This is a genomic window from Streptomyces sp. NPDC085866 (assembly GCF_044541035.1).
GTDB lineage: Bacteria > Actinomycetota > Actinomycetes > Streptomycetales > Streptomycetaceae > Streptomyces.
Genome location: NZ_JBITSQ010000001.1, coordinates 79,829 through 92,262 on the forward strand (window position 1 = coordinate 79,829; position 12,434 = coordinate 92,262).

General features: G+C 69.7%; 11 protein-coding genes. 10 read left to right on the top strand and 1 reads right to left on the bottom strand.

The window, feature by feature from the left end; all coding sequences use genetic code 11:
* Window positions 1-216 precede the first annotated feature (216 nt).
* The 6 genes from ACIF83_RS00320 (at window position 217) to ACIF83_RS00345 (ending at window position 7,244) form a co-directional block, all read left to right on the top strand.
* Window positions 217-813, top strand: coding sequence for a CGNR zinc finger domain-containing protein (locus ACIF83_RS00320; RefSeq protein ID WP_399722439.1), 597 nt, complete (start codon window positions 217-219; stop codon window positions 811-813).
* A 279-nt stretch (window positions 814-1,092) separates the two neighbouring features.
* Window positions 1,093-1,677 carry a sigma-70 family RNA polymerase sigma factor gene (locus tag ACIF83_RS00325; protein WP_079071569.1) on the top strand — a complete coding sequence of 195 codons (585 nt, stop codon included), beginning with the start codon at window positions 1,093-1,095 and terminating at the stop codon, window positions 1,675-1,677.
* 50 nt (window positions 1,678-1,727) lie between these two features.
* Window positions 1,728-2,492 (top strand): zf-HC2 domain-containing protein, encoded by a 765-nt coding sequence (locus ACIF83_RS00330; RefSeq protein WP_393463834.1) that lies wholly within the window; start codon window positions 1,728-1,730, stop codon window positions 2,490-2,492.
* A 60-nt stretch (window positions 2,493-2,552) separates the two neighbouring features.
* Window positions 2,553-4,898 carry a HelD family protein gene (locus tag ACIF83_RS00335; RefSeq protein WP_399722444.1) on the top strand — a complete coding sequence of 782 codons (2,346 nt, stop codon included), beginning with the start codon at window positions 2,553-2,555 and terminating at the stop codon, window positions 4,896-4,898.
* A 354-nt stretch (window positions 4,899-5,252) separates the two neighbouring features.
* Entirely contained in the window at window positions 5,253-6,668 is a 1,416-nt protein-coding gene (locus ACIF83_RS00340; protein ID WP_393463840.1) for an NAD-dependent malic enzyme, read from the top strand.
* Window positions 6,669-6,962: 294 nt separating this feature from the next.
* Complete coding sequence (locus ACIF83_RS00345) at window positions 6,963-7,244, top strand: HU family DNA-binding protein (RefSeq protein ID WP_018549700.1); 282 nt, start codon at window positions 6,963-6,965, stop codon at window positions 7,242-7,244.
* A gap of 107 nt (window positions 7,245-7,351) precedes the next feature.
* Here the strand turns inward: ACIF83_RS00345 and murA are convergent, their stop codons facing one another.
* On the bottom strand, window positions 7,352-8,692 hold the full coding sequence (murA, locus tag ACIF83_RS00350) for a UDP-N-acetylglucosamine 1-carboxyvinyltransferase (RefSeq protein WP_393463844.1): 1,341 nt from the start codon (window positions 8,690-8,692) through the stop codon (window positions 7,352-7,354).
* Window positions 8,693-9,014: 322 nt separating this feature from the next.
* Here murA and ACIF83_RS00355 point away from each other — a divergent pair, with 322 nt between their 5' ends.
* From ACIF83_RS00355 to ACIF83_RS00370, 4 genes are all read left to right on the top strand, one after another.
* Window positions 9,015-9,587: a YqgE/AlgH family protein gene (locus tag ACIF83_RS00355; RefSeq protein ID WP_186581645.1), complete on the top strand. Its 573-nt coding sequence runs from the start codon at window positions 9,015-9,017 to the stop codon at window positions 9,585-9,587.
* Window positions 9,588-9,616: 29 nt separating this feature from the next.
* Window positions 9,617-9,898, top strand: a complete 282-nt coding sequence (locus ACIF83_RS00360) for a DUF3039 domain-containing protein (protein WP_031159440.1) — start codon at window positions 9,617-9,619, stop codon at window positions 9,896-9,898.
* Between the two features lie 359 nt (window positions 9,899-10,257).
* A complete protein-coding gene (locus ACIF83_RS00365) occupies window positions 10,258-10,767 on the top strand; it encodes an ABC transporter permease subunit (RefSeq protein WP_399722450.1) in 510 nt (169 codons plus the stop codon).
* A 1-nt stretch (window position 10,768) separates the two neighbouring features.
* On the top strand, window positions 10,769-12,394 hold the full coding sequence (locus ACIF83_RS00370) for a beta-N-acetylhexosaminidase (RefSeq protein ID WP_399722453.1): 1,626 nt from the start codon (window positions 10,769-10,771) through the stop codon (window positions 12,392-12,394).
* Window positions 12,395-12,434 lie beyond the last annotated feature (40 nt).

Here is a 12,434-nt window from a genome sequence, read left to right on the forward strand (position 1 = left end):
GCCCGGGTTTCTGGACCGGAAGGGGCCGACCCGTGCTCCGGGCTCCGGCATCCCCGCCGGGGACGGGCCGGGCGGGGAACGCCGTGGGCCGGACGGGACGGCGCGGCGAAAGGCGGGTGTGCCACCGGCGGTACGAGGGGTTCCGCAGTCGTGTGCGGGCAGGCACTGTGAAGGGGAGCGACGGAACGTTCCCCTGTCCTAGGCGGTGACAGGCACATGGCACTGGGTACGGCCACGGTCCCGTACGAGCTGCGGTTCGACGCCGGGCGGATCTGTCTGGATCTCCTCGCGACCACCCACCCGGTCGAACGGCTGGACGCCGTAGAGCCGTTGCGTGCCTGGATCGGCGGGTCGGGGCTGGTGCCGCCGGGCACCCCGCTGGTCCACGCCGATGTCTCCTGGCTGGCGGGGTTCCGGGAACTGCGCGGGTGCATCGGCCAGTTGGTGCGCACCGCGCCACCGGCGGACTCGCGGCCGTACGAGCGCGCTCTCGTCCGGCTCAACGAGGTCGCCGCCCGTTCCGCAACCCCGGTCCCGTGTGCGGTGCGCGGCGAGGACGGCACGCTGGTGCGGAAGTTGGCGCAGGCGCCCGGGTGCGCGGGGCTGCTCGCGGTCGTCGCGCGGGACGCCGTCGAGCTGCTCACCGATCCGATGGCGCGGGCGGCCGTGCGCGAGTGCGAGGGGGACAACTGCCCCATCGTGTACCTCGACACGTCCCGGGGGCGCAGGAGGCGATGGTGCTCCAGTGAGGTCTGCGGGAACCGTGAACGGGTTGCCCGGCACCGACGGCGGGCAGCTCTCGCGCAGGCCTGAGTGTCCGGTACGGTCCTTCTGTCGCATTGCGCCCTTGCGGTGACCGGAGTGATTTCCGCAACACCGCGCGGCGCCTGGTTTGTTGACGGTCCGGCGCGGGCAGCTCCGCCACCTCCGGCGATGTGTCGGAAATGTAAAGATCACGCGGTGGGAATGTGTGTGCATGTCCCGCTCGTCACGCCCCTCTCGAGAAAAATCCCAGCTCGCTTTGAACATCACGTCGCACCTGTCCGTACAGGTGGGCGAGCGACCGACTGGGGGAACCCCCGGACACCGGAGGTGGGCGTGCGCAAGGATGCGGCCGTGGCCAATGAACGTGGAACGAGGGCCCGACATCGCATGTCCTCACAGCCCTCGGAACCGGATGAGGAGCTGATGCGTGCGCTGTATCGCGAGCACGCCGGACCTCTGCTTGCGTATGTCCTCAGGCTGGTCGCCGGAGACCGGCAGCGCGCCGAGGACGTCGTGCAGGAAACGCTCATCCGTGCCTGGAAGAACGCCGGTCAGCTCAATCGGGCGACCGGTTCGGTACGCCCCTGGCTGGTGACGGTCGCGCGCCGCATCGTCATCGACGGCCACCGCAGCCGGCAGGCCCGGCCGCAGGAGGTCGATCCGTCGCCGCTGGAGGTCATCCCCGCGGAGGACGAGATCGACAAGGCGCTGTGGCTGATGACGCTGTCTGACGCGCTCGACGACCTGACCCCGGCCCACCGGGAAGTGCTCGTCGAGACGTACTTCAAGGGGCGTACCGTCAACGAGGCGGCCGAAACCCTGGGCATACCCAGTGGAACCGTCCGTTCTCGGGTTTTCTACGCCCTTCGGTCGATGAAGCTGGCACTGGAGGAGCGGGGGGTGACGGCGTGATGAGCATGTACGGGGGGTTCGGCACGGGTGGTTCGGGTATGTCTGGGTCCATGCAGGGATCACAGGCTCCGAACGAGCACGAAACCGTCGGCGCCTACGCCCTCGGGATCCTCGACGACGCCGAGGCAACCGCTTTCGAGGCCCACCTCGCGGGCTGTGAGTGGTGCGCCCAGCAGCTGGACGAGCTGGCCGGGATGGAGCCGATGCTGGCCGCCCTCGCGGACCTGCCCGGCTCCGGCAGCACGCCCGCGATCGGCGAGTCGCTGTCCGCCAAGCCGAGCCCAAGACTGGTCGAGAAGCTGGTCGACGAGGTCTCCGAGCGCCGTGCGCTGAAGCGGCGCAAGGGCTTCTACCTGGTCGCGGCCGCTGCCGCGCTGATCATCGCGGGCCCCGTGGCCGTCATGGCGACGAGCGGCGGAGGCGACTCGGGGCAGACCGCCACGCCGCTGGCGGCCACGGCCCAGACGACCTTCAACCAGCTGCCAGACAAGGTCTCGGGCACGGACAGCACGACCGGCGCCAGCGCGACCGTCGCCATGGGCGAGAAGAACTGGGGCACCTCGACGGTCCTCGAGCTCAAGGGCATCAAGGGGCCGCTCAAGTGCTCCCTGGTCGCCGTCGCCAAGAACGGCGAGCGCCAGACGCTGGGCTCCTGGTCCGTCCCGAAGTGGGGCTACGGCATTCCGGACGCCAAGACGCCGGAGGCCAAGAACCCGCTCTACATCGGCGGTGGCACGGCCCTCAAGCCGAACGAGATCGACCACTTCGAGGTCGTGACGTTCGACGGGAAGAAGCTCGTCCAGGTGGACGCGTAGCCTCTGTGGGCCCCCTTCGCGTACGGTTGACGGCTGCCCAGCACGTCAGAAGGGGGCCCGGTGGCCGCTCAGGCTCAGCAGGAAACCGCGCTCGACTCGGTCCGGGACCGGGAGATCAGCGTCGAACAGGAACACCTCGACCGGGTGTACCGACGCCTCGAGGAAAAGATCCACGAGGCGGAGTTCCTCATGAACGACGCGGCCAAGCGCGGCCAGGTCGGCACACCCGGAGCGCTCGCCGAGCGGGACGCCCAGGTCTTCCGGGCCGGTATCCACCTGAACCGGCTCAACAACGAGTTCGAGGACTTCCTCTTCGGCCGGATCGACCTGCTGCTCGGCAGGGACGGCAAGAAGGGCCCCGACGGGGCGTACACGGCGGTGGAGCCGGCCGAGGGCGCGGTCCGGCCCGACAACACCGCCGACATCGCCGAGACCCTGCACATCGGCCGGATCGGCGTGCTCGACGAGGACTACTCGCCGCTGGTCATCGACTGGCGGGCACCGGCTGCCGCGCCCTTCTACCGGTCCACCCCGAAGGACCCCGGCCGGGTCGTCCGGCGCCGGGTCATCCGTTCCAAGGGCCGCCGGGTCCTCGGGGTCGAGGACGACCTGATGCGCCCGGAGCTGACGGCGTTCCTCGGCGACCGCGAGCTGCCCGTCATCGGCGACGGCGCCCTGATGGCCGCCCTCGGTCAGGCCCGCAGTCACACCATGCGGGACATCGTCTCCTCCATCCAGGCCGAGCAGGACCTGGTCATCCGCGCGCCCGCCGCCTCCGTCACGTACGTCGAGGGCGGCCCGGGCACCGGCAAGACCGCGGTCGCCCTGCACCGCGCGGCCTACCTGCTCTACCAGGACCGCAGACGCTACGCGGGCGGCATCCTGATCGTCTCGCCGACCCCGCTGCTGGTCGCCTACACGGAGGGCGTGCTGCCCTCGCTCGGCGAGGAGGGCCAGGTCGCCATCCGCGCGATCGGCTCCCTCGTCGACGGCGTGGAGGCCGCGCTGTACGACTCCCCGTCCGCGGCCCGTGCCAAGGGCTCCTACCGGATGCTGAAGGTGCTGCGGAAGGCCGCCCGGGGCGCGCTGGAGCTGGGGCCGGCCGCTCCGGTGGGACAGCTCGCCCTCGACGAGGACAACGAACAGCAGGCCTTCGACGGCCCCCCGTCCCGCCTCCGCGTCGTCGCCTTCGGGCGCCGCCTCGAACTGGAGGCCGCCGAGCTGGAACGTATCCGCCGCACCGCCCTGGGCGGCACCGCGCCGGTCAACCTGCTCCGCCCGCGCGCCCGCAAGCTGCTCCTGGACGCCCTGTGGGCGAAGTCCGGCGCGGCCGGCCGGCACTCCGACCCGGAGCTGGCCGCCGAGCTGCGCTCCTCCTTCGACGAGGACGTCGCCGGCGAGGACGTCTTCATCGCCTTCCTCGACGCCTGGTGGCCCGAGCTGACCCCGAAGGGGGTCCTCGCCGCCATGGCCGACGAGCGGCGGCTCGGCCGCTGGGCCCGCCGGATCCTCAACCCCGGCGAGGTCCGCAGGGTCGCCCGCTCGCTGAAGCGGGACGGGTACACCGTCCACGACATCGCCATGCTCGACGAGCTCCAGGCGATCCTCGGCGCCCCGCCCCGGCCTAAGAAGAGGCGCGACCTCGATCCGCTGGACCAGCTCACCGGCCTGGAGGAGCTGATGCCGGTGCGCGAGGAGACCCAGCGCGAGAGAGCCGAGCGTCTCGCGCAGGAGCGCACCGAGTACGCACACGTCATCGTGGACGAGGCGCAGGACCTCACGCCGATGCAGTGGCGCATGGTCGGCCGCCGCGGCCGGCACGCCACCTGGACGGTCGTCGGCGACCCGGCGCAGTCCTCCTGGTCCGACCCGGACGAGGCGGGCGAGGCCCGTGACGAGGCCCTCGGCACCCGCCCCCGGCGCCGCTTCCAGCTCACCGTGAACTACCGCAACCCGGCCGAGATCGCCGAGCTGGCCGCCAGGGTGCTCGCCCTCGCCATGCCCGGCTCCGAGGCGCCGTCCGCCGTACGGTCCACCGGGGTCGAGCCTCGCTTCACCGTCGTACGGGACTCCCTGGAGAAGACCGTGCGCGCGGCGGCCGAGCGGCTCCTCGGCCTGGTGGACGGTACGGTCGGCGTGGTCGTCGCGATGAACCGGCGCGAGGAGGCCCGGCGCTGGCTGGCCGGGCTCGGCGACCGGGTGGTGGCGCTCGGCAGCCTGGAGGCCAAGGGCCTGGAGTACGACGCGACGGTCGTCGTGTCCCCGGCGGAGATCGCCGACGAGTCCCCGGCCGGCCTGCGGGTGCTGTACGTGGCGCTGACCCGGGCCACCCAGCAGCTGACGGTGGTCTCGGGAGAGCGGGACGAACCGGACGCGGCGGGGGTGCCCGACCTGCTGCGGGACTGAAAGCTGTGAAGTCGGCCGACGGGAATGGCCTTACGGGATCCGTTTGTTAGCCTTGGTGTGGCACCGGCCCGATCCAAGCCCCCGGGCCCAACCTTCGTCCCTCAGAGGGACCACTTGCCGCGAGGCGAGCATGGCGGGCCGGTGTCATGAACGTGTGGGAGGCCCACATCACCCTGTGATGTGGGCCTCTTTCATTGCCTGATCTAATCTCGTATGGTGGAAGTGATTTTCCGAAATCACGCACCCGCCGTGAACAAAACGTCCGCAATTCAGGGCGGCTATCACGTACTCACCGGTAGGTGCGACGATCGGACGGCACAACTCGCGACACGGTGAAAGCAGAGGAAGTCGGCCATGGCAACGGCGCCCAGCGTCTCCTACTCGATGACTATCCGGCTGGAGGTGCCCGCGAGCGGAACAGCCGTCTCGCAGCTCACCAACGCCGTGGAGTCCTCCGGAGGCTCGGTCACGGGCCTCGACGTCACCGCGTCCGGCCACGAGAAGCTCCGTATCGACGTCACCATCGCGGCCACCTCGACCACGCACGCCGACGAGATCGTCGAGAAGCTCCGCGGCATCGAGGGCGTCACGCTCGGCAAGGTCTCCGACCGTACGTTCCTGATGCACCTCGGCGGCAAGATCGAGATGCAGTCCAAGCACCCGATCCGCAACCGTGACGACCTCTCGATGATCTACACGCCGGGTGTGGCCCGCGTGTGCATGGCGATCGCCGAGAACCCCGAGGACGCACGCCGCCTCACCATCAAGCGCAACTCGGTTGCGGTCGTGACGGACGGCTCCGCCGTGCTGGGCCTCGGCAACATCGGCCCCAAGGCCGCGCTGCCCGTCATGGAGGGCAAGGCGGCCCTCTTCAAGCGCTTCGCCGGCATCGACGCCTGGCCGCTGTGCCTGGACACCCAGGACACCGACGCCATCGTCGAGATCGTCAAGGCGATCGCCCCCGGCTTCGCCGGCATCAACCTCGAGGACATCTCCGCGCCCCGCTGCTTCGAGATCGAGGCCCGCCTGCGCGAGGCCCTCGACATCCCCGTCTTCCACGACGACCAGCACGGCACCGCGATCGTCGTCCTCGCCGCCCTGACCAACGCACTTCGCGTCACCGGCAAGGCGATCGAGAACATCCGGGTCGTCATGTCCGGCGCCGGCGCGGCCGGTACGGCCATCCTCAAGCTGCTGATCGCGGCGGGCCTGAAGAACGCCGTCGTCGCCGACATCCAGGGCGTCGTGCACGCCGACCGCGCGGACCTGGTGGACGCCCCGGCCGACTCCCCGCTGCGCTGGATCGCCGACAACACCAACCCCGAGGGCCTGACCGGCACCCTGAAGGAGGCCGTGCGCGGAGCCGACGTCTTCATCGGCGTCTCCGCCCCGAACGTCCTCGACGGCGACGACGTGGCCGCCATGGCCGAGGGTGCCATCGTGTTCGCGCTCGCGAACCCGGACCCCGAGGTCGACCCCGCAATCGCCCGCCAGACGGCGGCTGTTGTGGCCACCGGCCGCTCCGACTTCCCGAACCAGATCAACAACGTGCTGGTCTTCCCGGGTGTCTTCCGCGGTCTGCTGGACGCGCAGTCCCGCACGGTCAACACCGAGATGATGCTCGCCGCCGCGAAGGCCCTCGCCGACGTGGTGACCGAGGACGAGCTGAACCCGAACTACATCATTCCGAGCGTCTTCAACGACAAGGTCGCGGGCGCGGTCGCCGGAGCGGTGCGCGACGCGGCCAAGGCGGTCGGAGCGGCGTCCTAGCCGTTCGTACCGTAGGGTTCAGATGCTGTGAGACCGACTGTGCAGGGGCTGTGAGGATCGACACGGCAGCCCCCGCACCGGCGCGTCGTGGAACCCCCCACCGGCGGGTGCCCTCTAGGGTGACGGCCGAGCAGGCGCTTTTCGTGTGACTCCCTAGGGTGTTCTCACGACTCCTACGGGTGCCGGATTGGCTTTCCCGCCGCAGGTAGGGGCAGGATGCGTCTCTGGGCGCGAGCGCATCGGCATCGATCTCACCTCACGCCTCAACGGCAAGAAGAACACGGGAGTAACAACATGAACCGCAGTGAGCTGGTGGCCGCGCTGGCCGACCGTGCCGAGGTGACCCGCAAGGACGCCGACGCCGTGCTGGCCGCGTTCGCCGAGGTCGTCGGCGACATCGTCTCCAAGGGCGACGAGAAGGTCACCATCCCCGGCTTCCTGACCTTCGAGCGCACCCACCGTGCCGCTCGTACCGCGCGCAACCCGCAGACCGGTGAGCCCATCAACATCCCGGCCGGCTTCAGCGTGAAGGTCTCCGCGGGCTCCAAGCTCAAGGAAGCGGCCAAGGGTAAGTGACCTTGCCGTTCCTGTGTCCACGGGACGGCACAGGGCAGTAGGACGCTGATGGGGCGGCACCCGGTCTTCCGGGTGCCGCCCCATCGTGGTTCTGCTCGAAACCCCTGCTAGCCGAGTGCCTTGCCCGGCAGCTCCACCTTCGCCCCGAGCTCCATCAGCTTCTCCATGAAGTTCTCGTAGCCGCGGTTGATCAGTTCGATGCCGTGGACCCGGGAGGTGCCCTCGGCCGCGAGGGCCGCGATCAGGTACGAGAAGCCGCCGCGCAGGTCGGGGATGACCAGGTCGGCGCCCTGCAGCTTGGTCGGTCCCGAGACGACCGCGGAGTGCAGGAAGTTGCGCTGGCCGAAGCGGCAGTCGGAGCCGCCCAGGCACTCGCGGTAGAGCTGGATGTGCGCGCCCATCTGGTTGAGCGCGGAGGTGAAGCCGAGCCGGGACTCGTACACCGTCTCGTGGATGATGGACAGGCCCGTGGCCTGCGTCAGGGCCACCACCAGCGGCTGCTGCCAGTCGGTCTGGAAGCCGGGGTGCACGTCCGTCTCCAGCGCGATGGACTTCAGCTGGCCGCCCGGGTGCCAGAAGCGGATGCCCTCGTCGTCGATCTCGAAGGCACCGCCCACCTTCCGGTAGGTGTTCAGGAACGTCATCATCGAGCGCTGCTGGGCGCCGCGGACGTAGATGTTGCCGTTGGTCGCGAGGGCCGCCGAGGCCCAGGAGGCGGCCTCCAGACGGTCCGACAGGGCGCGGTGGGTGTATCCGCCGAGGCTGTCCACACCGGTGATGCGGATCGTGCGGTCGGTGTCCATCGCGATGATCGCGCCCATCTTCTGCAGAACGCAGATGAGGTCCTCGATCTCCGGCTCGACGGCCGCGTTGGACAACTCCGTGACGCCCTCGGCCAGTACGGCCGTCAGCAGCACCTGCTCGGTCGCGCCGACGGACGGGTACGGCAGCCGGATCTTCGTACCGCGCAGCCGCTGCGGCGCCTCCAGGTACTGGCCGTCCGCGCGCTTCTCGATGGTCGCACCGAACTGCCGCAGCACGTCGAAGTGGAAGTCGATGGGCCGGCCGCCGATGTCGCAGCCGCCGAGGCCCGGGATGAAGGCGTGGCCGAGACGGTGCAGCAGCGGACCGCAGAAGAGGATCGGGATACGGCTGGAACCCGCGTGGGCATCGATGTCAGCGACGTTCGCGCTTTCCACATGGGTCGGATCGAGTACCAGCTCACCGGGCTCCTCACCCGGTCGGACCGTCACCCCGTGCAGCTGCAGCAGGCCGCGTACGACGCGCACGTCACGGATGTCCGGAACGTTGCGCAGTCGACTCGGCGCGCTGCCCAGCAGGGCGGCGACCATGGCCTTCGGTACGAGGTTCTTCGCACCGCGGACACGGATCTCGCCCTCCAGCGGGGTTCCGCCGTGGACAAGCAGGACATCGTCGTTGACGGTCATGTATCTCGCGTTCCGATGAGTCGGGCAGGGGCCGGCCGATCACTTAGCGCGGGGGCCGGAGAGACAGGGTAATCGCCGATCGCCCCCCTGCCGTAAGCCCAAGTACCGCCCAGCCACGTCATAGCTGTGTCACAACACGAACCGTTCCGCATCGGGCACATGGGGTCACCGTGCGCGGGGCTTGCGCCCATGCGCCCGCCCGCTTCCCGCCGCCGCCCTCGAACGGGGCCCTGTGGGGCCGCACCACCCCATTCAAGCTGCGTTCACTCCCACACCCCGATTGGCTCCCCACACCGGGGAAAGATGCGGGATCATGTCTGGCATGACCGAGGTGTCCTCGCTCACAGGGCGGCTGCTCGTGGCCACGCCCGCCCTGGCGGACCCGAACTTCGACCGTGCGGTGGTGCTCCTTCTCGACCACGACGAGGAGGGCTCTCTCGGTGTCGTCCTCAACCGCCCCACCCCGGTGGACGTGGGCGACATCCTGGAGGGCTGGGCCGATCTCGCGGGCGAGCCCGGCGTGGTCTTCCAGGGCGGACCCGTCTCGCTGGACTCGGCGCTCGGCGTCGCGGTCATCCCGGGCGGCGCCAACGGGGACCGCGCCCCGCTCGGCTGGCGGCGGGTGCACGGCGCGATCGGCCTGGTCGACCTGGAGGCCCCGCCGGAGCTGCTCGCCTCGGCCCTCGGCTCGCTGAGAATCTTCGCCGGATACGCCGGCTGGGGCCCCGGTCAGCTGGAGGACGAGCTGGTGGAGGGCGCCTGGTACGTCGTCGAGTCCGAGCCGGGCGACGTGTCCTCGCCGGCCCCGGAGCGACTCTGGCGCGAAGTGCTCCGCCGCCAGCGCAACGAGCTGGCGATGGTGGCCACGTACCCGGACGACCCATCGCTCAACTGATGCCTGTGAGCTTCAGTACTCTTGCTGATATGAGCACTCTTGAGCCCGAGCGCGGGACTGGTACGGGGACCCTCGTAGAGCCGACGCCACAGGTGTCCCACGGCGACGGCGACCACGAGCGCTTCGCCCACTACGTCCAGAAGGACAAGATCATGGCGAGCGCCCTCGACGGCACCCCCGTCGTGGCGCTGTGCGGCAAGGTGTGGGTGCCCGGCCGCGACCCGAAGAAGTACCCCGTGTGTCCCATGTGCAAGGAGATCTACGAGTCCATGGGCAGCGGCGGCGACGACAAGGGCGGCGACAAGAAGTAGGGATCTCCCCGCCCGGCTGAGGACGGCAAGGCCCCCGGGACGCGTCGAGACGCGTCCCGGGGGCCTTTGTGCTTTCTGGTCACAGAGTGGTTGAGACCTCTTGTCGCCATGTTCATGTTGTCCATAGCCTCCATGGTGTTGTGCAGAGCAAAACGTTCATTGCATGTACTGCAATCTGAGGCCAGGTGGCGGAGGGTCAAGGGGATCAACTTCACTGGCGGTCCGGAGCAGTTGGAGCTCCTGTGGTGATGCTGCTGATCCTGCTCACCGTGGCGCTGGGTTACCTGCGGATCCTGCGCCGTGAGGGGGAGGAGCTGTGAATCTTCTTCGGGTGCGTGTGGCGCGGCCGTGGCGGTTCGTTGCAGATCGAGTCCGACCGGCCCCGGCCCCGGCCGTGGACGCTGTCGCCGTCCCTGGACTCGGTCCGACGGGTCTTCGGGCAGCAGGAATTCGGCCGTTACTTCGCCAACAGCGTGGTGGTGGCGGGCAGTGTGGTGATCGCCTCGGCGGCGATCGCGTTTCTCGCCGCGACCGCCGCGGCGCGATTCCGTTTCCGCTTCCGGACCACCTTGTTGATCAAGCTGAGGGGGTTCGTGAAAGCCGTGCCGGAAGCGCTGGAGGAGGCCGCGTACCTGGACGGGGCGAGCCGCGGGAGATTCCTCTGGCAGATCCTTTTCCCGCTCGTTTTCCCGGGCTTGGTGGCCACGAGCGTGTTTTCCTTCATCCCGGCCTGGAACGACTTCCTGTTCGCCAAGTCCTTCGTCATCGGCGGCACCTCGCAGTCGACCCTGCCGGTGGCCCTGCTGGTCTTCTTCGTACTCGTACAGCGACGCCTGGTCTCGGGGCTGGGCGGAGCGGTTAAGGACTGACGTGACTGACAAGGTGGATCTGATTCCGGCTCCGGCGCGCTGTTCCCGGAACATCGCCGGCCGTACGAGCCTCGGCAGTGGCACGGCCCTTGAGGCGCGGCCGGGCACGGAGGGCGTCGCGCGCTGGCTGCGCGCCACGGTCGGTGCCGCGACCGGACTGCCGTTTCCGGAGGTGGGCGAGGGCGCCGACCGGCTCGTGCTGAGCATCGAGCCCGACCTGCCGCCGGAGGGCTACCGGCTGGTCGGCGACGACGGCCCGTACCGCATTCAGGGCGGCAGCGCGGCCGGTGTCTTCTGGGGAGCGCAGACCTTCCGACAGCTGCTCGGCCCCGACGCGTTCCGCCGGGCGCCGGTGCGGCCGGGGCGGGAGTGGGACCTGCCGAGGGTCACCGTCGAGGATTCCCCCCGCTTCCGCTGGCGCGGTCTCATGCTCGACGTCGCCCGGCACTTCATGCCCAAGGAAGGCGTCCTGCGCTACCTGGACCTGATGGCCGCGCACAAACTCAACGTCTTCCACTTCCACCTGACGGACGACCAGGGCTGGCGGGTCGAGATCCGGCGCCATCCCAGGCTGACCGAGGTCGCCTCCTGGCGGGCGCGGACGAAATTCGGACACCGGGCCTCGCCGCTGTGGGAGGAGAAGCCGCACGGGGGTTACTACACCCAGGACGACATCCGGGAGATCGTCGCCTACGCCGCCGAGCGGCATATCACCGTCGTCCCGGAAATCGACGTGCCGGGCCACTCGCAGGCCGCCGTCGCCGCGTATCCGGAACTGGGCAACACCGACGTCATCGACACCACCGCACTGACCGTGTGGGACACCTGGGGGATCTCGTCCAACGTACTCGCCCCCACCGACACCACCCTGCGCTTCTACGAGGGGGTGTTCGAGGAAGTCCTGGAGCTGTTCCCGTCGGAGTTCATTCACATCGGCGGCGACGAATGCCGCAAGGAGCAGTGGAGCGAGTCGGTGGCCGCCAAGACCCGCATCACGGAACTCGGGCTCGCCGACGAGGACGAGTTGCAGTCCTGGTTCATCGGGCACTTCGACAAGTGGCTTACCGCGCGCGGGCGTCGGCTCATCGGCTGGGACGAGATCCTCGAGGGCGGACTCGCGCCGGGAGCGGCGGTGTCCTCCTGGCGCGGCTACGGGGGCGGTGTCGCGGCCGCGCGCTCCGGGCACGACGTCGTCATGTGCCCGGAGCAGTACGTCTATCTGGACCACCGGCAGGCCCCGGGCGAGGACGAGCCGGTGCCGATCGGCTTCGTGCGCACCCTGGAGGACGTGTACCGGTTCGAGCCGGTTCCGTCCCAGCTCAGCGAGGAGGAGGCCCGTCACGTGCTGGGTACCCAGGCCAACGTCTGGACCGAGGTGATGGAGGACGCCGCGCGCGTGGACTACCAGACGTTCCCGAGGCTCGCCGCCTTCGCGGAGGTCGCCTGGAGCCGGCTTCCCGCCCCGCAGGAGCGGGACTTCGCGGACTTCGAGCGTCGTATGGCCGCCCACTACGGGCGGCTCGACGCCCTCGGCGTCGCCTACCGGCCGCCCACCGGGCCGCGGCCGTGGCAGCGGCGCCCCGGTGTGCTCGGCCGGCCGCTGGAGGGACCGCCTCCGAACAGATAACGGAAAAAATCTGTCGGGATCACCGAAGAGTGGCAATCGG

Excerpts from the sequence above, each read along its gene's own strand:
- ACIF83_RS00320 (WP_399722439.1), top strand. The coding sequence starts at position 217 with ATGGCACTGGGTACGGCCACGGTCCCGTACGAGCTGCGGTTCGACGCC.
- ACIF83_RS00330 (WP_393463834.1), top strand. The coding sequence starts at position 1,728 with ATGCAGGGATCACAGGCTCCGAACGAGCACGAAACCGTCGGCGCCTAC.
- ACIF83_RS00340 (WP_393463840.1), top strand. The coding sequence starts at position 5,253 with ATGGCAACGGCGCCCAGCGTCTCCTACTCGATGACTATCCGGCTGGAG.
- ACIF83_RS00345 (WP_018549700.1), top strand. The coding sequence starts at position 6,963 with ATGAACCGCAGTGAGCTGGTGGCCGCGCTGGCCGACCGTGCCGAGGTG.
- murA (WP_393463844.1), bottom strand. The coding sequence starts at position 8,692 with ATGACCGTCAACGACGATGTCCTGCTTGTCCACGGCGGAACCCCGCTG.
- ACIF83_RS00355 (WP_186581645.1), top strand. The coding sequence starts at position 9,015 with ATGACCGAGGTGTCCTCGCTCACAGGGCGGCTGCTCGTGGCCACGCCC.
- ACIF83_RS00360 (WP_031159440.1), top strand. The coding sequence starts at position 9,617 with ATGAGCACTCTTGAGCCCGAGCGCGGGACTGGTACGGGGACCCTCGTA.